This is a genomic window from Acinetobacter sp. 197 (assembly GCF_048148385.1).
GTDB lineage: Bacteria > Pseudomonadota > Gammaproteobacteria > Pseudomonadales > Moraxellaceae > Acinetobacter > Acinetobacter pecorum.
Window position 1 is genome coordinate 67,404 of the sequence record NZ_JAYWZK010000004.1, and the last position, 25,344, is coordinate 92,747.

General features: G+C 43.2%; 21 protein-coding genes, 2 pseudogenes and 1 riboswitch. Of the genes and pseudogenes, 16 read left to right on the forward strand and 7 right to left on the reverse strand.

Going from position 1 to position 25,344, the window contains the following annotated elements:
- The first annotated feature begins 85 nt into the window (after nucleotides 1-85).
- Nucleotides 86-201: riboswitch (guanidine-I (ykkC/yxkD leader) on the forward strand.
- Between the two features lie 30 nt (nucleotides 202-231).
- The 13 genes and pseudogenes from VXQ11_RS05520 (at nucleotide 232) to VXQ11_RS05580 (ending at nucleotide 12,341) form a co-directional block, all read left to right on the forward strand.
- Entirely contained in the window at nucleotides 232-969 is a 738-nt protein-coding gene (locus tag VXQ11_RS05520) for an urea amidolyase associated protein UAAP1 (RefSeq protein ID WP_064102896.1), read from the forward strand.
- Nucleotides 970-980: 11 nt separating this feature from the next.
- On the forward strand, nucleotides 981-1,631 hold the full coding sequence (locus VXQ11_RS05525; RefSeq protein ID WP_044110873.1) for an urea amidolyase associated protein UAAP2: 651 nt from the start codon (nucleotides 981-983) through the stop codon (nucleotides 1,629-1,631).
- Nucleotides 1,632-1,634: 3 nt separating this feature from the next.
- The gene (uca, locus tag VXQ11_RS05530; RefSeq protein ID WP_416705596.1) at nucleotides 1,635-5,240 is read left to right on the forward strand and encodes an urea carboxylase; all 3,606 of its coding nucleotides are present in this window, start codon (nucleotides 1,635-1,637) and stop codon (nucleotides 5,238-5,240) included.
- 185 nt (nucleotides 5,241-5,425) lie between these two features.
- Nucleotides 5,426-5,773, forward strand: coding sequence for a type II toxin-antitoxin system RelE/ParE family toxin (locus tag VXQ11_RS05535; protein WP_416705597.1), 348 nt, complete (start codon nucleotides 5,426-5,428; stop codon nucleotides 5,771-5,773).
- 1 nt (nucleotide 5,774) lies between these two features.
- Entirely contained in the window at nucleotides 5,775-6,077 is a 303-nt protein-coding gene (locus tag VXQ11_RS05540) for a helix-turn-helix domain-containing protein (protein WP_064096734.1), read from the forward strand.
- Between the two features lie 23 nt (nucleotides 6,078-6,100).
- Nucleotides 6,101-6,170 (forward strand): annotated as a pseudogene (locus tag VXQ11_RS05545) (hypothetical protein); the annotation flags it as partial.
- A 114-nt stretch (nucleotides 6,171-6,284) separates the two neighbouring features.
- On the forward strand, nucleotides 6,285-7,628 hold the full coding sequence (locus tag VXQ11_RS05550) for a hypothetical protein (protein ID WP_416705598.1): 1,344 nt from the start codon (nucleotides 6,285-6,287) through the stop codon (nucleotides 7,626-7,628).
- Nucleotides 7,629-7,630: 2 nt separating this feature from the next.
- The gene (locus tag VXQ11_RS05555) at nucleotides 7,631-8,203 is read left to right on the forward strand and encodes a hypothetical protein (RefSeq protein WP_416705599.1); all 573 of its coding nucleotides are present in this window, start codon (nucleotides 7,631-7,633) and stop codon (nucleotides 8,201-8,203) included.
- 37 nt (nucleotides 8,204-8,240) lie between these two features.
- Nucleotides 8,241-8,420 (forward strand): annotated as a pseudogene (locus VXQ11_RS05560) (type II toxin-antitoxin system RelE family toxin); the annotation flags it as partial.
- A gap of 514 nt (nucleotides 8,421-8,934) precedes the next feature.
- On the forward strand, nucleotides 8,935-9,066 hold the full coding sequence (locus tag VXQ11_RS05565) for a hypothetical protein (RefSeq protein ID WP_004647016.1): 132 nt from the start codon (nucleotides 8,935-8,937) through the stop codon (nucleotides 9,064-9,066).
- On the forward strand, nucleotides 9,059-9,502 hold the full coding sequence (locus VXQ11_RS05570; protein WP_004280384.1) for a CopG family ribbon-helix-helix protein: 444 nt from the start codon (nucleotides 9,059-9,061) through the stop codon (nucleotides 9,500-9,502). The genes VXQ11_RS05565 and VXQ11_RS05570 overlap by 8 nt, the downstream gene beginning before the upstream one ends.
- Before the next feature lie 11 nt (nucleotides 9,503-9,513).
- Complete coding sequence (gene atzF, locus VXQ11_RS05575; RefSeq protein ID WP_416705600.1) at nucleotides 9,514-11,322, forward strand: allophanate hydrolase; 1,809 nt, start codon at nucleotides 9,514-9,516, stop codon at nucleotides 11,320-11,322.
- The gene (locus VXQ11_RS05580) at nucleotides 11,319-12,341 is read left to right on the forward strand and encodes an ABC transporter substrate-binding protein (RefSeq protein WP_416680245.1); all 1,023 of its coding nucleotides are present in this window, start codon (nucleotides 11,319-11,321) and stop codon (nucleotides 12,339-12,341) included. The genes atzF and VXQ11_RS05580 overlap by 4 nt, the downstream gene beginning before the upstream one ends.
- A gap of 66 nt (nucleotides 12,342-12,407) precedes the next feature.
- Here VXQ11_RS05580 and VXQ11_RS05585 read toward each other — a convergent pair whose 3' ends face one another.
- The 5 genes from VXQ11_RS05585 to VXQ11_RS05605 all read right to left on the reverse strand — a co-directional run bounded on the left by VXQ11_RS05585 (nucleotide 12,408) and on the right by VXQ11_RS05605 (nucleotide 16,534).
- Nucleotides 12,408-12,737 (reverse strand): DMT family transporter, encoded by a 330-nt coding sequence (locus VXQ11_RS05585; RefSeq protein WP_004280373.1) that lies wholly within the window; start codon nucleotides 12,735-12,737, stop codon nucleotides 12,408-12,410.
- An 8-nt stretch (nucleotides 12,738-12,745) separates the two neighbouring features.
- Nucleotides 12,746-13,627, reverse strand: coding sequence for a hypothetical protein (locus tag VXQ11_RS05590; RefSeq protein ID WP_416705601.1), 882 nt, complete (start codon nucleotides 13,625-13,627; stop codon nucleotides 12,746-12,748).
- The gene (locus tag VXQ11_RS05595; RefSeq protein WP_416705679.1) at nucleotides 13,624-14,631 is read right to left on the reverse strand and encodes an isopenicillin N synthase family dioxygenase; all 1,008 of its coding nucleotides are present in this window, start codon (nucleotides 14,629-14,631) and stop codon (nucleotides 13,624-13,626) included. The genes VXQ11_RS05590 and VXQ11_RS05595 overlap by 4 nt, the downstream gene beginning before the upstream one ends.
- A gap of 77 nt (nucleotides 14,632-14,708) precedes the next feature.
- Nucleotides 14,709-15,590 carry an ABC transporter ATP-binding protein gene (locus VXQ11_RS05600; protein WP_064102889.1) on the reverse strand — a complete coding sequence of 294 codons (882 nt, stop codon included), beginning with the start codon at nucleotides 15,588-15,590 and terminating at the stop codon, nucleotides 14,709-14,711.
- Nucleotides 15,590-16,534 carry an ABC transporter permease gene (locus VXQ11_RS05605; RefSeq protein WP_416680239.1) on the reverse strand — a complete coding sequence of 315 codons (945 nt, stop codon included), beginning with the start codon at nucleotides 16,532-16,534 and terminating at the stop codon, nucleotides 15,590-15,592. Before VXQ11_RS05605 ends, VXQ11_RS05600 begins: the two co-directional genes overlap by 1 nt.
- Before the next feature lie 318 nt (nucleotides 16,535-16,852).
- Here VXQ11_RS05605 and mtlD point away from each other — a divergent pair, with 318 nt between their 5' ends.
- Entirely contained in the window at nucleotides 16,853-18,979 is a 2,127-nt protein-coding gene (mtlD, locus tag VXQ11_RS05610; RefSeq protein WP_416705602.1) for a bifunctional mannitol-1-phosphate dehydrogenase/phosphatase, read from the forward strand.
- A 65-nt stretch (nucleotides 18,980-19,044) separates the two neighbouring features.
- Here the strand turns inward: mtlD and VXQ11_RS05615 are convergent, their stop codons facing one another.
- Nucleotides 19,045-20,049 (reverse strand): CmpA/NrtA family ABC transporter substrate-binding protein, encoded by a 1,005-nt coding sequence (locus tag VXQ11_RS05615; RefSeq protein WP_416680235.1) that lies wholly within the window; start codon nucleotides 20,047-20,049, stop codon nucleotides 19,045-19,047.
- A gap of 10 nt (nucleotides 20,050-20,059) precedes the next feature.
- The gene (locus tag VXQ11_RS05620; protein ID WP_004280362.1) at nucleotides 20,060-20,638 is read right to left on the reverse strand and encodes an ANTAR domain-containing response regulator; all 579 of its coding nucleotides are present in this window, start codon (nucleotides 20,636-20,638) and stop codon (nucleotides 20,060-20,062) included.
- A 503-nt stretch (nucleotides 20,639-21,141) separates the two neighbouring features.
- Between VXQ11_RS05620 and nirB the strand changes: the two genes are divergently transcribed.
- Complete coding sequence (gene nirB / locus VXQ11_RS05625; protein ID WP_144723679.1) at nucleotides 21,142-23,688, forward strand: nitrite reductase large subunit NirB; 2,547 nt, start codon at nucleotides 21,142-21,144, stop codon at nucleotides 23,686-23,688.
- Nucleotides 23,689-23,712: 24 nt separating this feature from the next.
- Complete coding sequence (gene nirD, locus VXQ11_RS05630) at nucleotides 23,713-25,323, forward strand: nitrite reductase small subunit NirD (protein ID WP_416705603.1); 1,611 nt, start codon at nucleotides 23,713-23,715, stop codon at nucleotides 25,321-25,323.
- Nucleotides 25,324-25,344 lie beyond the last annotated feature (21 nt).

Sequence of the window (25,344 nt, forward strand, 5' to 3'; positions counted from 1 at the left end):
TGATCAGTTCCAGCTCAAAAAAGTATTACCAAACGGGAAAATAGTATTACTGATTTGGCACAGCCTTTGCATTAACTCTGTCATAGACAAAGTGATCTAGGGTTCCGGCAGTTATTTTTTTAAGACTGCGTCTGCGACCGAGAGTTCACGGCTAGGTTTGTTAAAACCAAAGCTACACGGAGGGATAAAAGCCCGGGAGGTAAACCGTACAAGTTAGATGCAGAGGCTGTTATGAGCACAACTACTTATCACGAAGATTCCGCACTTTGGACTGAACTTTTACCGGGTGGCCATCACTGGTCAGCGCGCATTCAACGTGGCGCAGTTTTACAACTCAAATCCTTGGGCGCAAATACCAATGTTTCACTGTTTTGTGTGAATAGTGAAGACAAGCTTGAAGCCTATAACATGCCAGACAGCCTTAAAGGTCAACACAGCGCATTTTTAAGTACAGGGCACATTTTGGCGTCAGATTTGGGTCGTGCGATGGTGTCAATTGTCAAAGATGACCACGGTTGGAATGATGCTTTTTGTGCACCAAGTACCGCACCGCAAATTGAAGCACAGTTTGGCACGAAGACCTTCCAGGATGCCCGTAACGATATGTACCGCAATGGCAAAGACAGTCTGCTTTTAGAGATGACCAAGTTTGGTTTATCGGCTACGGACTTAAGCAATACTTTAAACCTCTTCTCAAAAGTTCAACCGGATGACAACGGCAACTTGTCTTATGTGAAGTCTGACAATACCGATCAAGTGATTGAACTGCGCTTTGAAATGGATTGTTTGGTGTTTTTATCTAGCGCACCGCATGCCTTAGATAACTCATCTGAATATGTACCCGCTGATATTCAACTCTCACTGTTTAAAGCACTTCCTTTAGGCGACACCGATGTCTGCCGTGATTCATGCCCGCAAAATCAGCGTGCGTTCCAAAATAATAACCGCTACTACGCTTTAACTGCTTAAGGGGAATAATCATGACTGCATTAGTAAACCTAGAAAAATCAGTACTCAGCGAAGTTTGTCCTGCCGGTGAAGCGTGGATGTGCGAAGTCAAAAAAGGCCAGTATTTCCGTATCGTGGATCTAGAAGGCAACCAAGCGGTAGATACCTTATTTATCTCTGCACATAACCCTGAAGAGCGTTATAGCGCAACCGATACTTTGGCGATGAATCGTCAAATATATTTAGAGAAAGGCACAACGTTATACACAAACTTTGGCAATAAAATCGCGACCATCAACGATGATAACTGCGGTCGCCATGACACTTTAGGCGGTGCCTGTTCATGTGAAAGTAACACGGTGCGTTATGCCCACGACAAATACCCAATGCACAGTTGCCGTAATAATTTCATGATCGCATTGTCGCAACATCCGATTGCGAAAAAGCATGGTCTGAATGTGCGCCATATCGGTCCAAACATTAACTTCTTTATGAATGTGCCTGTAACTTCGGACGGTCACTTAAAGTTTGATGATGGTATTTCTGCACCGGGTAAATATGTGGAAATCAAAGCCGAGATGGATTTAATTGTGCTGATCTCGAACTGCCCACAATTGAATAACCCATGCAATGCCTATAACCCAACTAAAATTCAACTGATTGTCCGCGAAGGCGAGGAGTAAGCCATGTTTAATAAAGTACTCATCGCCAACCGTGGTGCAATTGCGTGTCGTGTCATTCGTACCCTTAAAAAACTCGGCATTCAATCTGTTGCGGTCTACTCAGAAGCCGACCGTGATTCATTGCATGTGACTTTAGCCGATGAAGCAGTGTTGATTGGTGATGCACCTGCAAGCCAAAGCTATCTCAATGTCGATAAAATCCTAGAAGTTGCCAAACAAACTGGGGCAGAAGCTATTCATCCGGGTTATGGCTTCCTGTCTGAAAATGCGGAATTCTGTAATTTGTGTGAAGCAGAAGGCATTGTGTTCCTGGGGCCAAATGCTGAGCAAATGAAAGCCTTTGGTTTAAAACACACGGCGCGTGAACTTGCGATTCAAGCCAATGTACCATTACTTCCGGGTAGTCAGTTATTGGCTGATGAAGCAGAAGCATTGCTTGAAGCGGAGCGTATTGGCTATCCTGTGATGCTGAAAAGTACAGCAGGTGGTGGTGGCATCGGCATGCGCTTGGTCTGGAATGCGGAAGAGCTGAAAGATGCTTATGCAACCGTGTCTTATTTAGCACAAGTCAACTTTAAAGATGCAGGTTTGTACCTCGAAAAATTTGTGCAAAATGCCCGTCATATTGAAGTGCAAATTTTTGGTGATGGCAATGGTTTAGTCTTAGCTTTAGGTGAACGTGATTGTTCGGTGCAACGTCGTAACCAAAAAGTGATTGAGGAAACACCTGCACCACACTTAAACGATACGCAACGTGCCTATATTCAAAATGTCGCGATTCAATTGATGCAATCGGTGAATTACCGCTCCGCAGGTACAGTTGAATTTGTGATGGATACCGACACGCAAGAATTTTATTTCTTGGAAGTAAATACTCGTCTACAAGTCGAACATGGCGTCACTGAGCAAGTCTTTGGTGTGGACTTGGTTGAATGGATGGTGACTTTAGGCAGTGGTGATTGGGTTGCCCCAACATCAAAACTTGAATCTAAAGGTCATTCGATCCAAGTACGTCTCTATGCCGAAGATCCAATCAAAAATTTCCAACCAAGTGCAGGTTTGCTGACGCATGTTGATTTTGATGCCAATGCCCGTAATGAAACTTGGGTAGAGACCGGTTCAAACGTTTCATCTTTCTATGATCCGATGATTGCCAAAATCATTGTGACTGCGGATGATCGTGAGTCTGCGATTCAAGCCATGACCGATACACTGGCTAAAACCCAAGTGGCAGGCATTGAAACCAACCTTGAATATCTACAAAACATTATCGACTGCGATGTATTTAAAGCCGGTACACAGACCACGCGCTTTTTAAATACCTTTGAATGGAAAACCCAAAAAATTGAAGTCTTACAAGCGGGCATTCAAACTGCCGTGCAAGATGTCACAGGTCGTTTGGGCTATTGGGATGTGGGCGTACCGCCATCGGGTGCGATTGATCCACTGTCTTTAAATGTCGCGAACCAATTGTTAGGCAATGCACCGAATACCGCAGGTCTCGAATGTACCTTGCAAGGACCAAGTTTAAAATTCCACTGCGATAGCCAAATTGTGCTCGCAGGTGGTGATATGCCATCGACTTTGGATGGTGTGTCTGTCCCGATGTGGCAGACTGTGAATGTGCGCAAGGGTCAGGTGCTGAAATGTGGCAAGATCGCCACAGGTTGCCGTACCTATATCGGCATCAAAGGCGGTCTGAATGTGCCTGAGTATCTAGGCTCACAAGCGACCTTTACGCTTGGTCAATTTGGCGGTCATGCAGGGCGTAACTTATTGATTGGCGATATGCTTCCAATCACAGCGTTTACGTCAGATGAAGTCAAAGCATTAAGCGAAGATCAAATCCCGACATTCTCAAATACTTGGGAAATTGCGGTGATGTATGGTCCACACGGTGCGCCTGATTTCTTTACCAAAAACGACATTGATACCTTCTTTGCTAACGAATTTGAAATTCACTTTAACTCAAGCCGTACCGGTATTCGTCTGATTGGGCCTAAACCTGAATGGGCACGTCAGGACGGTGGTGAAGCGGGTCTACATCCATCCAATATTCATGACAATGCATACGCAATTGGTGCGATTGATTTCACTGGGGATATGCCAATTATTCTCGGTCCAGATGGTCCAAGCCTCGGTGGTTTCGTGTGTCCTGCGGTAGTGATCAATTCTGAGCTGTGGAAACTCGGTCAACTCAAAGCAGGCGATAAAGTCAAATTTGTGCCTGTGAGTTACCATCAAGCGAAATTGCTGAATGAAAAATATCATGCGCAATTAAATGCTCAAGATACGCAAGCTGTCACTTTTGATGAATCGTTCTATCCTGAAATCAGCACGTTGAAATCTGCCATTTTAGATACCTTAAAAGGTCAAAATGGCACGCCTGATGTGGTGTATCGTCCTGCCGGAAACAACTATATGTTGGTGGAATATGGCGAACTGGTTTTAGATTTAAACTTGCGTTTCCGTATTCATGCACTGATGCAATGGGTGAAAGATCAACACATTCAAGGCATTATTGACCTGACACCGGGTATTCGTTCGCTACAAATTCATTTTGATTCGACTCAGCTCGATCAGATTGAGTTACTGCGTATGCTTCAAGTCGCTGAAGAGCAACTGCCTGATGTCACCGAGATGCAAGTGCCATCACGTACTGTGTATTTACCGCTTGCGTGGGAAGATTCACAGACCCAACTTGCAACCGAACGTTATATGCAAACCGTGCGCCCTGATGCACCGTGGTGTCCGGACAATATCGAATTTATCCGTCGTATTAATGGTTTAAAAGACAAACAAGCCGTGAAAGACGTGGTTTATAACGCGAGTTATTTGGTCATGGGCTTGGGCGATGTGTATTTGGGTGCGCCTGTGGCAACGCCACTTGATCCGCGTCAGCGTTTAGTCACCACCAAATATAACCCTGCGCGTACGTGGACACCTGAAAATGCTGTCGGTATTGGCGGTGCGTATATGTGCGTATACGGTATGGAAGGTCCGGGCGGTTATCAGTTTGTCGGTCGTACCTCGCAAATGTGGTCACGCTACCGTAAAAACCCAGACTTTGAACAAAGTATGCCGTGGTTACTGCGCTTCTTTGACCAGATTAAGTTTTATGAAGTGTCTGAAGCGGAACTCATGCAAATGCGTGAGGACTTTAAAGCAGGGCGTTTAAAATTACGCATTGAAGATGGTGTATTGAATCTAAAAGAATACAACGACTTCTTAACTGAAAACCAAGAATCTATTTCGGCATTTAAAGCGGTGCAACAAGCTAACTTTGATGCTGAGCGTAAGCGTTGGCATGAAGCTGGCCTTGCAGAATATGTGTCTGAAAGTCTAGATGCGGTGGATGATGGTGAAGGTGTAGAAGTGCCTGAAGGTGGCTGTGCGGTGGAATCGCATATGCCGGGTTCAATTTGGAAAATTGAATGTCAGTCGGGGGATATTGTGGAAGAAGGTGCAACACTTGCGGTGATTGAAGCGATGAAGATTGAGATTCCAATTATTGCGCCTGAGCGTATGCGTGTCGATGCGATTACCATTGAAAAAGGGCAGACGGTGAAAACGGGGCAGGTGTTGTTTACATTAGCGCCAGTGGCTTAAAGAATCCTCCATAACCCTCCTTTTGCAAAGGAGGGAATTTCCCCTCTTTATTCTTGCGCTATATATAGCTCCGGGTTAGGGGAAATTTAAAGCAAAAAGACCGTCCCTAAGGGCGGTTTTTCATTTGCAATATAGATTACAGTCTATTATGATATAGCTTATAGTCTATATGAAAAGTTTGGGATATGTGGACGGTTATTACCACCGATGTATTTAACCAATGGCTTGAACAGCAAGATGAATCGACACAAGAAAAAGTGTTAGCTGCTTTGGTTGTGTTGCAATCACAAGGCCCAAGTTTAGGTAGGCCCTTAGTGGATACGGTATATGATTCTAAATATACCAATATGAAAGAGCTACGTGTGCAACACCGTGGTAAACCGATTCGGGCATTCTTTGCTTTTGATCCACTTCGACAAGCGATTGTTTTATGTATTGGTGATAAAAGCGGTAAAAAGCGTTTCTATACAGAAATACTCACGATTGCCGATGAGCAATATACTTTGCATTTAAAGAGTTTAGGAGATTCTTGATATGGCTAAAACATTACAAGAACTTTTGGCAAGTCGTTCAACCGAGAGCCAAGCACGTATTCAAAAAATGGCAGAAGAGCTATTGCTTGAGCAACATTTACATATGATTCGTGAAGAGCTTGAGATTTCCCAAAAAGAACTGGCTGAAACTCTAGGCATTAAACAACCATCTTTATCTGCAATTGAAAATCGTGGTAATGATTTAAAAATTTCAACTATGAAAAAATATGTTGAAGCGATGGGTGGAAAGTTACGTATAGATGTAGAACTACCAACAGGTAAGCATATTGGGTTTAATGTATAACCTCTCGTACCTGAGCGTATGTGATTACCATTGAAAAAGGGCAAACGGTCAGAACGGGGCAGGTTGTTGTTTACTTTGGCGCCAGTGGCTTGATGCAAAATGAATAAAAAAGACCGTCCGTGAGGACGGTTTTTTGTTTTTTAGTAGTGACTTATGTATAAACTATGTGAGAAAATGTAAAAATTAAGAAAAATATGTGCCACCATTGTGATTGAACAGCTTTTAAATATTGAAAATCAAATCAATAGATTTATTCATTTATTAGAATCTAATAATTATATAAATAGTGAAAATTCATTATTATTTGAAAATTATAATAATCTAAATAAAGAATTTATTCTTTTTATAAAGGATATTCATAAAATTATTAATGAAATTGAAATATTTTTTAATAAAAAAAGAAATGAAATAGTTGATTTTGATATAGATAAATCTATAGGTTATTGTCATGATTTAAGTGAAAAGATTAATTATATTGAAAGGGATTATAAAAATTTTAAAGTTTTAGATGAGATTGAGAAAGTTACTTTATCAAATAATATTCTTAGAAAAGTTAAATATCTTAGAAAAAGTTTTAATTCTTACTATCGATCTACACTTGGAATCCAAAGTAATAATAAGAAAGTTTTTATTGAAATCGAAGATATTAAAAAAACAATAGAGAAAAGATATGAAAATGAGTTGTTTGTTTTTAAAAATAAAATAAATGAGCTAACAGAGTTAAATTATAATAAATTAAATGAATTATCTAAAAATTTAGATAACACATTAAAAGAATTTAATATAAAAAATGATCAACATTTATCTTTAAATAAGAAGAAATTAGATGAAATTTTAAATTCCCATCAAAATGAAAATAGTATACTGACTCAAGAAATAGCAGAACAAAAAATTGGTATGAGAAATGCTTTTGTTGAATTTATGAGTGAAGCTGAGCAAATTAGAGAAGATTACATACTGAAATTTAGTAAATATTTTAGCGAAATTCAAGAAGGTTGGGAAAAAATACAGCAGATAAAAACCGAGAATGTATATTTAAATGCGTACAAAAAAAACAATATTCGAGCAAGATCGAATGAAAAAAAGTTTATTCAAACTTTATATTTAAGTTTATTTATATCATTAATTTTAATTGCATCTTTTATTTTTGAAAAAATCGATTTCCAAGTATTTTTAACACTAAAGATCATGGTTTTCATTTTTTTTGGTATTTTAGTTACATATTATCTTAAACTAGCATCGCACTATCGTCGGCTTGCTGATCAAGCAGAACAAACACATTTAGAACTCTTAGCTTTTCCACAATATGTTGCCAGTCTTGACCCACAAAAAACAAATGAAATTAAAGAGCAATTGGCTCTAAAATATTTTGGTAAGGAATTAGACTCTACGGGCTATCAAAAGATGGGGGATGCTGTGCAAGAGCAATTAAAGACTAGTGTTGAATTGGTAAAAGCAGTTTCAGTGATTAATAGTCATAATAAGATATCAGATAACATAGAAGATAAAAAATCAGAAGATAATAAACTAAAGTTTAATAAGGCTGGATAATTATGTTTACGCTTGAATCAATGAAAATATCTTTGTATTTTTTAGTGATCTCCTCTTTTATTTATATTTTAGTTGATAATAATAAATTTTGGATTTTTTTATTTTCTCATAAAATAAGTGGTTTTTATAACTTGGATGAGGAAAATTTTAATTTAAAAATAATAGATAAAGATTTAGCCTTAAAAACTATGGATGTAAATGAGGATTTTGTAAATTACGTTTTTGGAAAAAGTAATATTAAGGAGGCTTTTATTTTGTATTTTATTTGCAGGGATTATTTGGTTTTTATTGATAATAAGATAGTCATAAAATTAGAAGCAGGTAAAAAAATAAAAAAATATGAGAATCTAAATTCTCCTATACTAACTGTATCCGAATCATCAAAGGTTTCATATTTTTTATGCTCTTTGGTTGCTATGATTATACTTTTCTTATCGCATAAATATTTTAAGGGTGATCTAGATGCCTTAATTTTATCATCTTGTTTTAGTATTATTCTTTTATACTTAGGTGTAGCTAAATTAATTGAAAGTAAACTATATGAGCTTGCAAATAAATTTACTGAACTAGATTGAAAATACGATTTATTCTTAGAATCATTATATTCATTAGCTCGAAACGATTTTAGACAATCCCAAAATCCCGAAAAACAAACTGAGTGGCTCAGTTGACTTATATAAAGTCAAACTTAGATCGGCAGGCTATCGCTTGGCCTATCAAGTGATTGATGCCAAAATTGTGTTATTAGTGCTAGACGTAGACCGTAGAGATACCATTTATAAAAAGATGTGAAAATTTTTTCTGGAAGTGCTTGCCATTGCTAAAATATCTTTCAGCCGCACTTTGATGCACACACGAACCTCAATGGTGCAAAATGGCCTATTTTTTAGGCATAATTAAAAAATAAATCATTCTTGTTTTTCCTCTTTTTGCGTATGTAATTAATTTCCCACGCATTCTGCTTAAATTTATTCTATTTGTATATTGTGGCACGCTTAATGCATTTATTTATATACAACATAAATAGAGGAGAGCAATACACTTGATCACTCATAATCACAAACATCGGTTAACCATTCATGTATAAAAAGAATAGCAAGGGCATGATCATCAAAATGGAATAAACCGGTGAAATACAAAACTTACTTTTGCTTTAGAACAAGCCCCATCTCACTGTTATGGGGCTTTTTTTCGCCTTTTTACCCAATTTTATTTATCACCTCCCATTAAGCACAAACTGGCACGCTTTCTGCATTTTCCTAAGTAATACGAAATTCTGGTTTTGTAATATCCCTAGGAGATGCACATGAACAATCCGACATCAAATAAAAAAATGCATCCATGGCTTCACTTTCTGGTTGAGCTGCTCAGCGTACGCGCAGGCTTTCACATTAAACAGTCTTCCCAATATCAACCCAAGGATCAACATCGTGCCTAAACAAAAATTGGCACGGATCAGTATCACCGTGCCAGAAACCACGCTGCATGCGATGGATCAAAAAATTGTCGAGCAGCACTATGAAAGCCGTTCGCAGGCCATTGTCGACATGATTAACCGTCACCTGATTGATGATCTGGTGATTCGCGATGAAGTCATGGTTGGCACACTCACCTTGCTCTATGACGTCAGTCTGAAACCGCTGCGCAGTCAGCTGGTCGATCTGCAACAGCAGTATCTGGCACAAGTGATCAATTCGCTTCATATCCAGCTGGATGATGAAAAAATCCTGCAAGTCATGCTGATGCAGGGCGCGAGCAGTGATCTGAAAGAAATTAGCGAACAATTTATTGCACTGAAAGGCGTGATTAAAGGGCATCTCGAACTGATGGATGCTGTCATGCCGCCCATTCCACAAAATACCGAACACACTTAAGGAGAACAGCTGTGCACAACTTATGGACTGTACAGGACTGGCAACACGCTTACCAGAATAACAATATCCAGCTTAGTGACCTGATTGAGTATGTTGCCGAGTTTAAGAATGACGATCATGCCTGGATTTCAATTGCGACAGCAGCACAATTACAGGCACAAATTGATGCATTGACTGGTGCAGATATTGCAAGCTTGCCACTTTATGGGGTGCCATTTGCAGTCAAGGACAATATTGATGTTGCAGGGTTCTATACCACAGCCGCATGTAAAGAGGCAGCTTATCTGGCGACTTCCGATGCTACAGCAGTAGCCAAATTAAAAGCTGCCGGCGCGATTGTCGTGGGTAAAACCAATCTGGACCAGTTTGCGACGGGTCTGGTCGGTGTGCGCTCCCCATACGGCGCGGTGAAAAACAGCTTTAATCCTGAATATATCAGTGGCGGTTCAAGCTCAGGTTCCAGCGTGGTGGTAGCCAATGGATTAGTACCATTTTCACTGGGTACAGATACTGCAGGTTCAGGACGTGTGCCGGCAGGGCACAATAACATTGTCGGACTCAAACCGACCAAAGGCTGGTTCTCGACTACAGGCCTGATTCCGGCTTGTCGCACCATCGATGTGATTTCGATTTTTGCCTTAACGGTGGATGATGCCTGGCAGGTGGCGCAAGTCATGCAAGGCTATGATGCCAGTGATGATTATTCCCGAGTACATCCTCAAAATGTACCGAGCCAATTTTCAAAAGGGAAAATTGCCATTCCGGATACACTGGAATTTTATGGCGATGCTGAAACTGAAAAAGCGTTTAATCTGGCGATCGCACGTGTACAAAGCTTGGGCTATACGGTTGAGCCGATTGATTTTGCTCCATTTCAGCAACTGGCGACTGCACTTTACAATCGCTCTTGGGTGGCTGAACGTACCAGTGCCGTAGAAAAAATGGTGCAACGCGAGCAGACCCATCCGGTAATTGGCCAGATTATTGCGCAGGCAGACCGGTTCAATGCGGTCGATGCCATGCAAGATGAATATGAACGCGCCCGCCTGAGCCGTATTATTCAAAATACACTGGCAGATTATGATGCCTTGATGGTGCCTACTGCACCCACTATTTATCGCATTGCAGAAGTAGAAGCCGATCCTCTGGTCAAAAACAGCCACATGGGCGCTTATACCAATTTTGTCAATTTTGCCGATCTGTCAGCTTTGGCGCTACCAAATAGCATTCGTGCTGATGGTTTGCCAACGGGCGTGACCTTTATTGCGTCAGCCTGGATGGATGAAGCACTGGCCAAATTCGGGCAAAAATGGCAGCAGGCGAGCCAGGTAAAACAGGGCACCTCTGAACTTAGCTATGAAAAAACAACTGAAATCTCATCGGGTCACAGCGTCAAACTGGCTGTCGTCGGAGCACATCTGACCGGAATGCCGCTGAATTTTCAGCTGACCACACGTGGTGGCACCCTGATCAAGCAGACCCGGACTGCTTCGCATTACAAACTCTATGCTTTAAAAAATACCACACCGCCAAAACCCGGCCTGCAATACAGCGTGAAAGGTTGTTCAATTGAAGTCGAAGTCTGGGACATTCCGCGTGCACTGTTCGGGGACATTGTTGCAGAAGTGCCAGCACCTTTGGGGATCGGTAATGTTCAGCTGATCGATGGTACTTGGGTCAAAGGCTTTATCTGTGAAGGCTATGCACTTGAAGATGCAACAGATATCAGTCATTTCGGTGGCTGGCGCGAATTTATGAAATCTAAACAACTTTCAAATACCAAATTTAAATGTGAATGCATAGGGGAAGTCGCAAAATGATCAAAAAAGCACTGATGTCCGTTTCCGTACTGTCTGCAATCCTTTTTAGTGGCTGTGACAATACCGCTAAAGTACCTGAACCAAGTGCCAAGGCAGAAGGACGTGTGACGACTCAGCCCATCCGGATTGGTTATAGTGACTGGCCGGGATTTGTGGCCTGGCAGGTGGCGATTGAAAAAGGCTGGCTGAAAGATGCCGGAGTTAATGCCGATTTTAAATGGTTTGACTATTCTGCTTCACTCTCTGCATTCGCAGCGAATCAGCTGGATGCTGTACTGGTCACCAATGGTGATAATCTGGTCACTGGCTCTGGCGGTACCAAGGGTGTGATGATCATGGCGACTGATTATTCAGCTGGAAATGACGTAATTATTGCCAAGAATGGCATTAACTCAATTCAGGATCTGCGCGGTAAAACAGTTGCGACTGAAAAAGGCCTGGTCGATCACTTGTTACTGTCCACTGCACTAGAGGATGCCAAAATTGGCATGAATGAGGTCAAACTGGTCAATACCATGACCAATGAATTGCCACAGGTTTTTGCCACTCCCGATATTGATGCGATTGCGGTATGGCAGCCAGTGGCGAATCAGGCTCTATCTGCAGTGGCCGGTTCAAAAATCATTTTCACCTCTAAAGACAAGCCGGGATTAATCTACGATACCTTGACCGTGAATCCCGCCCATCTGGAAGCCAATAAAGAGCAATGGAAAAAGGTGATTCAGGTTTGGGATAAAACCGTCAAATACATCAATGACCCGGCGACTCGAGAAGACGCTGCGCAGATCATGTCCAAACGTGTCGGTGTCGATGCGAAAACCTATATGCAGTTCATTGATGGCACGCATTTGCTGGATCTGGCCGCCAATAAGAAAGTCTTTACCAAGGGTGATGGCTTCGACTCGATCTATGGTTCCAGCTACCATGTGAACAAGTTCAATGTGGCTAACGGCATTTATACGACTGAAATGAACGTGGATGGCGTGATTGTTCCAACGCTGGTACAAGAGCTGCAATAAAGCCTGATCTCTTGCATAAAAAATCCCCGGTCTGGGGATTTTTACTATCAGATGAATATTAAAAAATTAAAGCTGCGTACTTTTGGAAAAGACATTGATAAAAATAATGCCAATGATCATAAACGCCAGCCCGATCAGCGCCGGAAGATCCAGTTGCTGTTTAAACACCAACAGACCAACCGTTGAAATCAGGATAATGCCGGCACCAGACCAGATTGCATAGGCAATGCCCATCGGAATGGTTTTCATGGTCAGTGACAGGAAAAACAGGGCAACGGCATAACCGGCAATGGTGGCAAGTGAAGGCCAAAGCACGCTAAAACCATTGGAAGCTTTCAATGCAGAAGTTGCAATGACTTCTGCAATAATGGCAATCGAAAGATATAAAAAAGACATATTTCTCCCTATAACACCCGTGCTGCATGCTGCATCAGGTGATCCTGTTCTGACTTCAGCCAGCTTTCAGCTTGTGTAGTCGTGGGGGTGGCATATTGAAATTGGTAATCCGGCTGGTATATATCCAGCTCAAAAATCAGGTCAATTTGACGACCATCTAAAATGACATGCTGAACCAGACTGCTTTCATTGAGAACTTCAAAATTTTCCAGCTTAAAGGCTTTGCCTGTTTCGCTTGTGCGGGTGCTGTAAGTTTTAGCTTGGCCATCAGTCCCGATAGAAACTTCAAAACTTTCCACCAAGGCAAACACGGTCGGATCGACTGCTTTCAAATCCATTTGAGCTACTACACTTTGCACTTCAGGCAAACGCGTCAGGGCATAAGCAATATGATCACCACAAATAATCAGACCACCATCCATTTCCAGTGTCTGACCAGATTGAACATCAATCGCAGATTGCAGCCGCAGCCCTAAAAATAAACCGTGCTGTACCTGCTGGCGCCAGTCTTCCACATAGACATTACTTGGAGAAAATTCCAGAATGCAGTTGCCAATCGCATGCAACCTGGCTGGTTCCGGCCATTGCACATGATTCTGGTAATTGGCGTAGTCTTTCACTTCCCAGGACAATAGCTGGCTAGCGCTATCCCAAAGCGTATTGCCAATCCAGCCTTGGCATTCCTGGACAGCAGTTCCCGTCTGGCTTTTTAGACGAAGATCAATGGTAAAACTGCGCGACTGAAACCAGTACACAATGGTATTTTCATCAGTCAGGCCATTATAAAAACTGATACTTTTACGCCGGAAAGCACCGAATAAAAAGCCCGGAATAATCTCTGGCTGAGGGATAGTGGGCTTTAAAGTCTTAATCACTTCAAACAGATTCATGATGCTGTCTCCGCCTGTTCTTCAAGTCCAAAAGAAGAAAGTGGTACAGCATTTTTTAAGATCAGTTCACCGCTAGCAACGCGCTGTTTTAAATATTGAAAGGTCTGGGCGGTCTGATTAAACAGATGCTCACCCCCGATCAGGGCAGAATATTTGGAATTTTCAGTGGGAATAACCGGTTCAATCACGGTGTCATAATTGCAGGCGCAAAATAGCGGGAACGAATAACGTTCTTCCGAGACCTTTTTCACGCGGTGCTTGGTGGCGAGATATTTACCATTTGACAGAATTTCCATCATGTCACCGATATTCATCACCAGTGTGTTTTCAATCAGTGGAATGTCGATCCATTCGCCTGCTTTATTCAAAACCTGTAAGCCGGGTGCGGTGGGTAACAGCAGGGTAAAGCATTCGTAATCGGTATGTGCACCAATGCCTTCGGCGTCTTTCACTTCCGGATTATAAGGATAATGAATCAAGCGTAGCTGACTTGGTGCATCAGTAATTTTGCTTTCAAAAAAGTCCTCACGAACGCCCAACGCCAGTGCAAAGGCAGAAAAAATCTGCCGGCTGATCTCACGCAGATGACTATAGTATTGGCTGACAATAGACTTGAAATCCGGATGGTCTGGCCATAAGGTGGGCCCAAGTAAAGGACAGTCTTTTCTTACCCCCTGATAATCATAATTGACATCATAGGCTTCTTTTAAATCATAACTGTTGCCGGCAAACTGTTCTTCGCCAATCGGCACATAGCCACTATGGTTTTTTGATTTGCCAATATAGTGCTGCATTTTGGTGTCCAGATCCTGAGAAAAATAGGACTGGGCCATTTCAATCAGGGCTTTGGCGTAATCAGAATTAAACTGGCTACCTTGCAGATAAAGAAATCCGACTTCTTTACAGGCATGATCCAGAGCATGAGCAACCTCAATACGATCGGCTAAATCCGGACTTTGTAATTTTGAAATATCAACCAGTGGGAGTACATATTGCGCTTGCATGGCAATCACCTCTAATGTTGGTCGTCCAACACAGCGATTAAAACCTTCGGGTCGTCCCAAAGGCATTTTGGATAAGATTATTTATTGCTGCTGACCTTGGTCATACGCGGAATGACCGGCAGTTCTGCCAGTGCCGGATCCAGTTCATCTTCTTCAGCATGCACCAGATAATCGACACGTTGTCTTAACTGTTTAAATTCAGGACTAAGCATGACGTCTGGATGGCGTGGACGAGGTAGATCAACTTCGATAATTTCCTTGATTTCACCCGGATTGGCTTTCAGCGCCACAATACGGTCGGCCAGTAAAATGGCTTCATCCATATCGTGAGTCACAAAAATGATGGTGATGTCGATATTTTGCCAAAGATCCATCAGATGACGCTGCATTTTTTGCCGGGTATGCGGATCGAGTGCTCCAAAGGGTTCATCCATCAACAGGATCTTCGGTTCATTGACCAAAGCCCGGGCAATCGCGACACGCTGTTTCATCCCGCCAGACAGCTCATGCGGATACTGGTTTTCATACTTTTCCAGACCAATGATATTGATCCATTCACGTGCTTGTGCTTCTGCCGCTGCACTACTTTGGCCTTTCATGCGCGGACCAAACATGACATTTTCCTTGACGGTTTTCCATGGAAACAGGGTATAGCCCTGGAACACCATGCCACGCTCCGGACTTGGGCCGGTAATCGGCTGGCCATCCACCAGAATCTCACCACTGCTATAAGGATCCAGACCGGCGACGACACGGCTAAAGGTTGACTTGCCGCAACCAGAAGGCCCAATCACACAGATGAATTCACGCTTATGAATTTTCAAATTGAGTGTATTTAAAACCGTACGTTCAGTTTTGCCATGACTGAATTTTTGCGTCAGTTGCTTTGCTTCCAGAATCACCGGACGGCTATAAATTTTGTCAAAGTATTCGCGGGTATTAAATTCAGTGTTTTGCATCAGTTAGCTCCCGGTTTCCATTTAAATAAGCGTTGTCCCAGTTTCATTAAAATCACATCACACAGCAGACCAATCACCCCGATAATCAGGATCGCTGCAAAGACATTGGGAAAGTTCTGATAGCGGGCTTGCTGGGTAATGAACCAGGTAATTCCGGAGGTGCTGCCGATCAGTTCAGCTACGATCAGGTACGTCCACGCCCAACCCAGCAACACGCGCAGATTACGGTAAATTTCTGGCATAGCCGCTGGAATCACCACATGAAACAGGCTTTTGAGTTTATTGGTGCCTAGGGTGAAACCGGCTTCAATCAGGCTGCGATCGACCAGACGAGTAGTATTAGCAATCAACAGAATCATCTGGAACAGGGTTCCAATCACAATAATGGCTATTTTAGGTGCATCATTGATTCCCAATATTGCAACGGCAAGTGCACCAAAAGCCGGAGCAGGCAAGTAACGGAAAAACTCGACAAAAGGTTCTGTTAACAGGGAAATTTTCTTGGAAAAACCACATAAAATTCCGAGTGGAATGCCAATCAGGCAAGAAATAAAGAATGCAGTAAAGACCAGCTTGATACTGTGCCACAGGCTTTCATAAAACCAGGGTGCATTCGGTTGAACAGGAGGGGTGGTAAACGCGGTTACCAATGCAATTGCCACTTGATGCGGTGCTGGCAAATAGATGGGATTGACCAGGATGCCTTGAGGTGGGGCCAGACCCTGATCCACTGCGGATTGGGCAGCGGAAAAAAACACGTCTTTATCGATTCGACTATTGACCTGTAAATAGCTCACACTACCGGGATTGGTAATCTCGACCTGTGGATGCCAGATAAATGGCAAATAGCTGACCGCACACCAAATCAGAATTGGTATTAAAAAAGACCCCAAGCCAAGTAGCAGTTTATTTCTTTGACTGAGTTCACGTGCAACGTAACTCATAGTGTTGCCCCTCAATATTACAAATTTTATAAAACGTAATACTGAATAAGCAAAATGAATGCCATTATGGGTGGGAACAGCCAAAATATTAAAATATTCTTATATTTCAAAAGAAAATTTAAAACGAAAAACAGGGATGATAAGTTACTTAAGTTAACAATTTGATTACATATGCAAACATAAAACATAGAATTTTAGTCTTTATTGGTTGTTTTATAATCAAAACTATTTCATATCTTTACATCGGTTTAATTCGACCCAGCTTTTCTTTAAGGTATTGCTCACTTCTTAACTCATTGAATTATAAAAAGGGGAGCAATGTTAGAGTTTAAAAATCAAATCGTACATGGCGCTATTTTCGATATGGATGGAACCATGTTCGATACGGAACGCTTGCGCTTTCAAACCTTGCAGCAAGCTTCACGTGAGCTGATTGGTGTCGAATTTTCTGAAAGTTATTTAATTCAGTGTTTGGGCCTCAGTGCCCGTAGTGCAGAGCAGCTAGCCAAAGAGCGTTATGGACAGGATGTGCCCTATGCCGAGATTCGCCAGCGTGCTGATGTGCTGGAACTGGAACATGTACGTCATCACGGTGTTCCCATTAAAAAGGGGTTATTGCAGGTATTGGAACGCCTACGCAAGGCAGGCCTGAAAATGGCGGTAGCGACTTCAAGTCGCCGTGCGATCGCAGAAGAATATCTGATCAATGCCAATGTCTATAAGTTTTTTGATGTACTGGTGTGTGGCGATGAGATTAGACAGGGGAAACCTCATCCGGAAATTTTTATCAGTGCAGCCGAAAAAATCAATTTAAGCCCGACCCAGTGCCTGATGTTTGAAGATTCTGAAAATGGTTTGCGTTCTGCCTACGATGCAGGTGGTATGACGGTGCTGTTCAAGGATATCAAAATACCGAACGAGTCCATGCTGGCACAAGCCCAGTATTATTATGAAACGGTCGAAGATTTTTTGACGGAACTGAACCAGTTTGTTCCGGTTCTGGACATGCCGGAACTGGAGACTGCTTTTCCGCAAACACTCAATCAGCTGACTGTCGGGATTCACGGTTTTGGTGCAATTGGGGGCGGTTATCTGGCTCAGGTATTATCACACTGGGATGGATACACTCGTCCGCGCAAAATTATTGCTTCGACACGTAATCCGCTTTATCAATCTAGCGTTAATGCTTTTGGCACTTACTGCATTCGCTATGGCCAGAATTCTTTTGACCAGCGTATTGAAAATATGAGCGTAATTGATGCGCATGATCTGGAACAGATGCAGAACATGTATATTGAATCCAGTCTTGTAGCAGTCTGCGTACCTGAGGAAGCACTGGTTTCTGAAGCAGAGGTCATTGCACAGGGCTTATACGCACGTTATCTGGCTTATGAGCAGCAGGATCAGCCACTGACAGTTTTAATTATCCTGAATAAAATCGGTGCTAAACAACAGGTGATGCAGCAGATTCTGAATAGTCTGCGAATGATTACTGATGAACAGACCGCCCAGAAAATTATGGATCAGCATTATTTCTGTGACACCGTGGTCAACCGTATGGTGTCCAAGCTGTCAGACCAGAAACTGTATCGTCAGCTGCGTATCAAATACAACATGTTCAAGCAGTATCAGCTGGATGAAGATCTGTCCGTAGTTGATCTGGATGATGCTACGGCACTGAATACAGAACAGGAACATCAGGCTGGGCTATATATTGAAGACCTGCGCCGTAATTTCCAGCCGAGTCATATCCTGCAGTCTATGGATCTGATTCTGTTTAACGCTGAAACGGATATGCCGATTTATGTGGAAAATAACAGTCCGTTACTGGCAAAAATGCGGCAGATGATTCTGGTAGATGATATTGCCAATATCCAGCTGATTAAAAACCGCTTATGGAATGGCGTGCATGCGATGATGGCTTGGTATGCCAGTCTGCGTGGACATCAGACTATTGGTGTTGCCATGTCTGATCATACAGTCAGAAAATTTATGAATCAGGCCTTAGCTCAGGTGAAGCATGGTCTCTGCTACCAGATTCCAAAACATGCCTCAGACCTTGAACGTCTGGCTCAAAGCTTTAGTGAGTCCTGTGCCAATGCCTATCAGGATCCATGCGCACGTGTAGGTCGTGAGCCTCTAAGGAAACTTGAGCATAATGAGCGTGTTATGGGATCATTGGCCACCTTGCTTAAATATAGCTTGCCATTTGATGCTGTGTTAAAAGGCGCAGTGCTCGGTTATGTCTATGCCCTAGAGCAGGGTGAATGCGAGCAGCAGGAACTTTTGATGCATTTGCAGATTCAGTTAAGACATATGGCATTAGAGCCGCAGCTTTATGAGATTCTGTATGATGAAATGTCACAATTCATCAATCAGATTATTGCTGGAAAATTGTCCTTGCAAAAATTCATGCAACTGGATTTACAGCAAGCATTAAGCTAAATAAAACGTTAAATAAAAAAGACCCGAAATTTTCCCGGGTCTTTTTTATGGGAATATACAAAGTATTAAACAGTGCTAGATTCTTGTTGATAAATACAGGATTGTGCAATCTGTAGCTGATCATCTTCTGATAGATCAAGATTTTCCCATTTCTGCATCTGCTGCAGGAGCCAGATAAAATCATCGACTTTCGGTTCGGCACTTTCCCCAACAAAATTCCGGATAATATTCTTGATCTTGTGAAAGTCATAGACATGCCGCTGGGCGGAACATTCAAACTGAATAATCTGAAAGTCCACTAGCATGTCCCATACTTCTGATAAATCGCTGCGCTGCTTTAAATCATCCTGCGCTTTTTGTACAGCCTTGACCATTGCCTCTACAGTAAATGGATGCTGTTCTGCCCATTCTTGGGTCATGGCCAAGACTTTGTCGGCAACTTTTGGAATGACATTTTGGCTCGCTGCAACGATAAAACTATAGCCTTCAAGTTTGGCCTGAATATTCCAAGGTTCTCCCACACAAAAGCCATCAAATACCTGTTCCGAGATTCCTTTTACCATGAAAGGCGGTGGAGATGTCATCAGCTGGATATTCTTGGCAAGTTGTGGATCAGTCAGTGCCAGCCATTCTTTTAAACAGTAATGGTGAATTGAATATTTATACACATAGGCCAGATTGATCGGATGATTCTGTTGTAAAGCCTGCACAAGTTTCTTTGAGGTACTCTGTTCATCATCCCCAGGCTGGATGCCGAGTTCATAACACAGATCCTGGCGCAGACTAATAAAAGCCTGATTCACGCTCAGTACTAGAGGGGTTTGCAAAGCCACCTGTAACTGGTCTGTGCCCAGGGCAGCAGCGGGCAACATGGCGGACAGACAATGTGCAGCATCCAGAAAGCCATAGGCCAGACGGTCTCTTAGACTTGACCAGGAGGCCTCGCGGATTAAATTGATGGTTAATCCCTGCTCGGCAAAATACCCCTGTTTTTCGGCCCAGAGAATGGCAACACAATCAAGTAAAGGAATATAGCCAATATTGAGTTCAGTTTTTTCTAATGTGGACATATGCTTTTCCTTATTGGCCCAATAACAGCTTCTGTGCATCCAGTAAGCGTCTGGCCATTTCACCAATGGTGATCCGGTGACTCATGGCGTTTTTACGTAATAAAGCAAAAGCCTGTTCTTCTGTTAAGGCATGTAGCTGGATGAGCAGGGCTTTAGCTTTATCGATATCTTTACGGTCAATGAGCTTGTCCTGGGTTTCTTTTAAATCATTTAGCAGCTTTTTATGCTTACGGAACTGTTCAATCGAAATTTCCAGAATGCTTTCTAGTTTGGTGGGATCAATACCATCGACGATATAAGCCGTGATTCCGGCATCAATGGCACTTTTGATGGTGTCTTTATTGGAGTTTTGGGTAAACAACACGGTGGGAAGTTCATATTGGCTGACACAGCTTTCAATAATATCCCGATGCGGATGATCCATATTCAGCAGGATCACATCTGCATGAATACCCTTAACATGTACCATATTCAGGTCATTCAGGATTAAACAGGCCACCACCTGAAAATCATGTGAAAGTAAGGATTCCTGGATGAATTGGGCGCGCTCCAGATCATCATCAATAAGAGCAATTCGTAATTTGGACATGGAATATTTTCAAGTAAGGCCTAAGGAATATTCAAGCAGGAGTAAAGCAAAAAACATGCCATTAAATTGGTGCATAAAATTCTATTTTTCTGTTCAATTTGGTGCATAGCTTTAGGGATTTCAGCTGATAGCTGATCAAAATGAAGCATTTAGGTAGATCATCTGCCTGGAATAAGGCGTTTTCTTGTTGGAAAAGTTGGCACGATTTCTGCATTTATTAAATCGTCAAAGATGACTTTCAATACTAACAACGGCCAACGATGTCCGTTCTGATCGTAATTGCACTTTTAAGGAGTGTGATTGGTATTTCGTTCAGCACAGGATAAATGACATGGTCAGTTGTTCAGCAATACAAAACGCACAAGCGTTTCAACCCTTCCTCCAGCATTACAAAGCGCTGGGTTGCGGTATTTACAACATATTCAATCAGCAGACATATCAATGCCTAGACGTGATATGCGGCTTTTTATCATCTTTAAAAAAACAATAGTTGGAGTGCAGATATGAAAATTCTCATGATTGGGCATGGCATGGTGGGGCATAAATTCATCGAATCTGTACTGGAACAGGCCGGTGATGACATTGAGCTGACCATTTTGGCAGAAGAGCCACATTTAGCTTATGACCGGGTACATTTGACTGAATATTTCAGCGGCAAGTCGGTCAAGGATCTGAGCCTATGCCGTAGTGATTTTGCCGATGCCTATGGCATTGATTTGCGTCTTAATACCAAAGCAGTTGAAATTGATCAGCTCAATAAAACCGTCACCACCAGCCAGGGTGATGTGCTGAATTTTGACAAGTTGATTCTTGCTACCGGCTCTTATGCCTTTGTACCGCCAATCCCGGGCAATGACCGTCAGAATTGCTTTGTTTATCGTACCATTGAAGATCTGGATGCCATTCGCGCAGCCAGCCTGAATGCCAAAACCGGTGTGGTAATTGGCGGTGGTCTGCTGGGTCTGGAAGCAGCGAAGGCTTTGCGAGATCTGAATCTGGAAACCCATGTCGTAGAATTTGCTCCGCGCTTGATGGCGGTGCAGATTGATGATCTGGGCGGCCGGGTACTGCGCTCTAAAATTGAAGACCTGGGTGTCAAGGTACATACTCAAAAGGCCACATCAAGCATTGAAGATGGTGACAGCGCTCAGCATGTAATGAAGTTCGGAGATGGTTCGGTACTTGAAACCGATATCATCCTGTTCTCGGCCGGTATTCGTCCGCGTGATGAAGTGGCGCGCCAGAGCGGCCTGTTGATTGGTGAGCGTGGCGGCATCATCATTAATGATTATTGTCAGACCTCACATCCGGATATTTATGCCATTGGTGAATGTGCACTTTGGGATAATAAAATTTATGGTCTGGTTGCACCGGGCTATGACATGGCGCGTATCGCGGCAAAACATGTCCTGGGCCAAGAAAGTCATGCATTCGCTGGTGCAGACATGAGTACCAAGCTCAAACTGATGGGCGTGGATGTTGCTTCTATTGGTGATGCACACGCCATGTCCCCTGGTGTCTTGAGCTATTTCTATGCTGATGAAGCTGCGCAGATTTATAAAAAAATCGTGGTGTCAGCAGATAAGACCAAACTGCTGGGCGCGGTGCTGGTGGGATGTGCCAAAGAATATAGTGATCTTCTACAAATGATGCTGAATGGTCTGGCTGTACCGGAGCAACCGGAAAGCCTGATCATGCCGGGCTTTGATCAGTCAACTTCCAAATCGGGTGGTAGTGGTGTCGATTTATTGCCTGACAGTGCGACCATCTGTTCCTGTAATAACGTTTCCAAAGCTGATATCTGTTCAGCCATTGATGGCGGTGCAACTTCATTGGGTGCGCTGAAAAAATGCACGCAGGCTGCAACGGCATGTGGTGGCTGTGCGCCATTGGTAACGCAGGTTCTCAAATCTGAATTACAGCGTCAGGGTGTCACGGTGAACAATCACCTGTGCGAACACTTTGCCTATTCACGTCAGGAACTGTATCACCTGGTACGCGTGCATGAGATCAAGACATTCTCTGACCTGATTCAGCAACATGGGCACGGCATGGGCTGTGATATCTGCAAACCGACTGTAGCCAATATTCTGGCATCCTGTTGGAATGACTTTGTCCTAAAACCTAGCCATGCCGGTTTGCAGGATAGCAACGACTACTATCTCGGCAATATCCAGAAAGATGGTTCTTATTCGATTGTGCCACGTGTGGCAGGCGGCGAAATTACCCCGGATGGCCTGATTACCATCGGTCAGATCGCCAAAGATTATGGTCTATATACCAAAATCACAGGCGGACAACGAATTGACATGTTTGGTGCACAGGTACATCAGCTGCCTGAAATCTGGGAAAAACTGATCAATGCCGGTTTCGAGTCCGGACATGCCTACGGCAAATCCTTACGTACGGTGAAATCTTGTGTGGGCAGTACCTGGTGCCGTTTCGGAGTCGATGATTCTGTCGGCTTGGCGATTTTCCTGGAGAATCGTTATAAAGGCCTGCGTTCACCACATAAAACCAAAATGGCAGTATCTGGCTGTACCCGTGAATGTGCAGAAGCACAGAGCAAGGATGTCGGTGTCATTGCCACCGAAAAAGGCTGGAATCTATATGTATGTGGCAATGGCGGTATGAAACCGCGCCATGCTGAACTACTTGCCTCGGATCTGGATACTTCCACACTGATCAAATATATCGACCGCTTCTTTATGTTCTATATCCAGACAGCAGATCGTCTGCAACGCACCAGCGTATGGCGTGACAATATGGAAGGTGGGCTGGACTATCTGAAAGATGTCATTGTGCATGATTCACTGGGTATTGCTGCTGAACTGGAAAGCCGTATGCAGCATGTGATTGGCACTTATCAGGATGAATGGCGCACCGCGATTGAAGATCCTGAAGTACGCAAACGCTTTAAGACTTTTATCAATGCCAAAGCAGCTGAGCAGAATGACCCGAATATTCAGTTTACGCCTGTACGTGGCCAGATTCGTCCAAAGACAGAAGCTGAACGTGATTTAAACCGTATTCCAGTGGTTGAAGCCTAAATACCACAGTCAGGGAGAATGAAAATGGCAATTTTAAAAGACATGAACGAACTGAACTGGTACGAAGTCTGCAATCTGGATGAGATCACTCCGAATACCGGTGTGGCAGCCCTGATTGAAGATCAGCAGATTGCAATTTTTCGCGTGGGTCAGGAACAGCGGGTTTATGCACTCAGCAATCAGGATCCGTTTAGTCTGGCCAATGTCATGGCACGTGGCATTCTGGGTGATCTGCAAGGTGAGCGTGTAGTCGCATCCCCAATTTACAAGCAGCATTTCAGTCTGGTGACCGGTCGTTGTCTGGAAGAACAAGAGCAGAAATTACTGGTATTTCCAACCCGAATTGAAAATGGCAAAGTTCTGGTGAGTCCGACTCCACAAAAAACTTATATTTCCAGTAATGGTCAAAACACAGAGCGCTTAAAACTGGTACTGATCGGGAATGGACTGGCGGGTATGCGTTGTCTGGAAGACTTGCTGGATATGGCGCCAGATCGTTATGACATTACCGTGATTGGGGAAGAGCCATGGGGCAATTACAACCGGATCATGTTGTCACCGGTATTGTCTGGTGAAAAAAGCTTTACCGAAATTATGCTGCATTCAGCTGACTGGTATGCCGAAAAAGGCATTCGATTTATTGCTGGAGATGCTGCTATCGCTATCGACCGTTCACGTAAGCAGGTTCATACCGAAAAAGGTGAGATAGTTGCTTATGATCGTCTGATCCTCGCGACCGGTTCCAAACCTTTCGTACCGCCAATTCCGGGTGCTGAACTTGAAGGCGTAATTAGCTTCCGGGATATTCAGGATGTTAACCGCATGCTGGATTACTGCAAAACCAGGCAAAACGCCGTCGTGATTGGAGGTGGGTTGCTGGGTCTAGAAGCAGCTTATGGACTGAAGCAGCAGGGGATGAATGTGACTGTGCTGCACCTGATGGATCGTATTATGGATCGTCAGCTGGACATGAAAGCCAGTCAAATGCTGAAAAAATCAATTGAAGATAAAGGTATCCGGATCATCACCGAAGCCAACACCGAAGAGCTGCTCGGTATGGATGGTCACGTGACTCAACTGCGGCTAAAAGACGGGACAATGCTGGATGCCGATTTGGTGGTCTTTGCTGTCGGGATTCGACCCAATAAAACCCTGGCTGAACAGGCTGGCCTGCGCTGCAATCGCGGGGTGCTGGTGAATGACACCATGCAAACCTATGACCCGAGTATTTATGCAGTGGGGGAATGTATTGAGCATCGTGGCCAGACCTTTGGACTGGTTGAGCCACTTTGGGGACAGGCCTTTATCTGTGCGACGCATCTGGCTGAACATGGCCGACTGACCTTTAAGGCACCGACTGTTCCGACCCAACTCAAGGTTAGCGGATGTGATGTATTTTCGGCCGGAAATTTTGAACCTCAGGATGATTTTGAAGATATCGTGTTGAATGATGAAAAACGTCAGATTTATAAACGCATCATCATCCAGCAGGACAAAGTCATTGGTGCGGTGCTATTTGGCGATACCGAAGATGGGGCTTGGTATGCAGAACTGATTGCAGATCAGACACCGATTAGTAATATCCGCAGCAAACTGCTTTTTGGTCGGGATTTTGCATTAAAAAAGGCTGGGTAATCGGATCAATCTCCCCCCAAC

What these genes read in the sequence shown, in the direction of transcription:
- VXQ11_RS05580 (WP_416680245.1), top strand. Translation starts at nt 11,319, where the DNA reads ATGATCAAAAAAGCACTGATGTCCGTTTCCGTACTGTCTGCAATCCTT.
- VXQ11_RS05605 (WP_416680239.1), bottom strand. Translation starts at nt 16,534, where the DNA reads ATGAGTTACGTTGCACGTGAACTCAGTCAAAGAAATAAACTGCTACTT.
- VXQ11_RS05535 (WP_416705597.1), top strand. Translation starts at nt 5,426, where the DNA reads ATGTGGACGGTTATTACCACCGATGTATTTAACCAATGGCTTGAACAG.
- uca (WP_416705596.1), top strand. Translation starts at nt 1,635, where the DNA reads ATGTTTAATAAAGTACTCATCGCCAACCGTGGTGCAATTGCGTGTCGT.
- VXQ11_RS05525 (WP_044110873.1), top strand. Translation starts at nt 981, where the DNA reads ATGACTGCATTAGTAAACCTAGAAAAATCAGTACTCAGCGAAGTTTGT.
- VXQ11_RS05555 (WP_416705599.1), top strand. Translation starts at nt 7,631, where the DNA reads ATGTTTACGCTTGAATCAATGAAAATATCTTTGTATTTTTTAGTGATC.
- VXQ11_RS05585 (WP_004280373.1), bottom strand. Translation starts at nt 12,737, where the DNA reads ATGTCTTTTTTATATCTTTCGATTGCCATTATTGCAGAAGTCATTGCA.
- VXQ11_RS05600 (WP_064102889.1), bottom strand. Translation starts at nt 15,590, where the DNA reads ATGCAAAACACTGAATTTAATACCCGCGAATACTTTGACAAAATTTAT.
- VXQ11_RS05565 (WP_004647016.1), top strand. Translation starts at nt 8,935, where the DNA reads ATGAACAATCCGACATCAAATAAAAAAATGCATCCATGGCTTCACTTT.
- nirB (WP_144723679.1), top strand. Translation starts at nt 21,142, where the DNA reads ATGAAAATTCTCATGATTGGGCATGGCATGGTGGGGCATAAATTCATC.
- VXQ11_RS05615 (WP_416680235.1), bottom strand. Translation starts at nt 20,049, where the DNA reads ATGTCCACATTAGAAAAAACTGAACTCAATATTGGCTATATTCCTTTA.
- VXQ11_RS05590 (WP_416705601.1), bottom strand. Translation starts at nt 13,627, where the DNA reads ATGAATCTGTTTGAAGTGATTAAGACTTTAAAGCCCACTATCCCTCAG.
- nirD (WP_416705603.1), top strand. Translation starts at nt 23,713, where the DNA reads ATGGCAATTTTAAAAGACATGAACGAACTGAACTGGTACGAAGTCTGC.
- VXQ11_RS05520 (WP_064102896.1), top strand. Translation starts at nt 232, where the DNA reads ATGAGCACAACTACTTATCACGAAGATTCCGCACTTTGGACTGAACTT.
- mtlD (WP_416705602.1), top strand. Translation starts at nt 16,853, where the DNA reads ATGTTAGAGTTTAAAAATCAAATCGTACATGGCGCTATTTTCGATATG.
- VXQ11_RS05595 (WP_416705679.1), bottom strand. Translation starts at nt 14,631, where the DNA reads ATGCAAGCGCAATATGTACTCCCACTGGTTGATATTTCAAAATTACAA.
- VXQ11_RS05540 (WP_064096734.1), top strand. Translation starts at nt 5,775, where the DNA reads ATGGCTAAAACATTACAAGAACTTTTGGCAAGTCGTTCAACCGAGAGC.
- VXQ11_RS05620 (WP_004280362.1), bottom strand. Translation starts at nt 20,638, where the DNA reads ATGTCCAAATTACGAATTGCTCTTATTGATGATGATCTGGAGCGCGCC.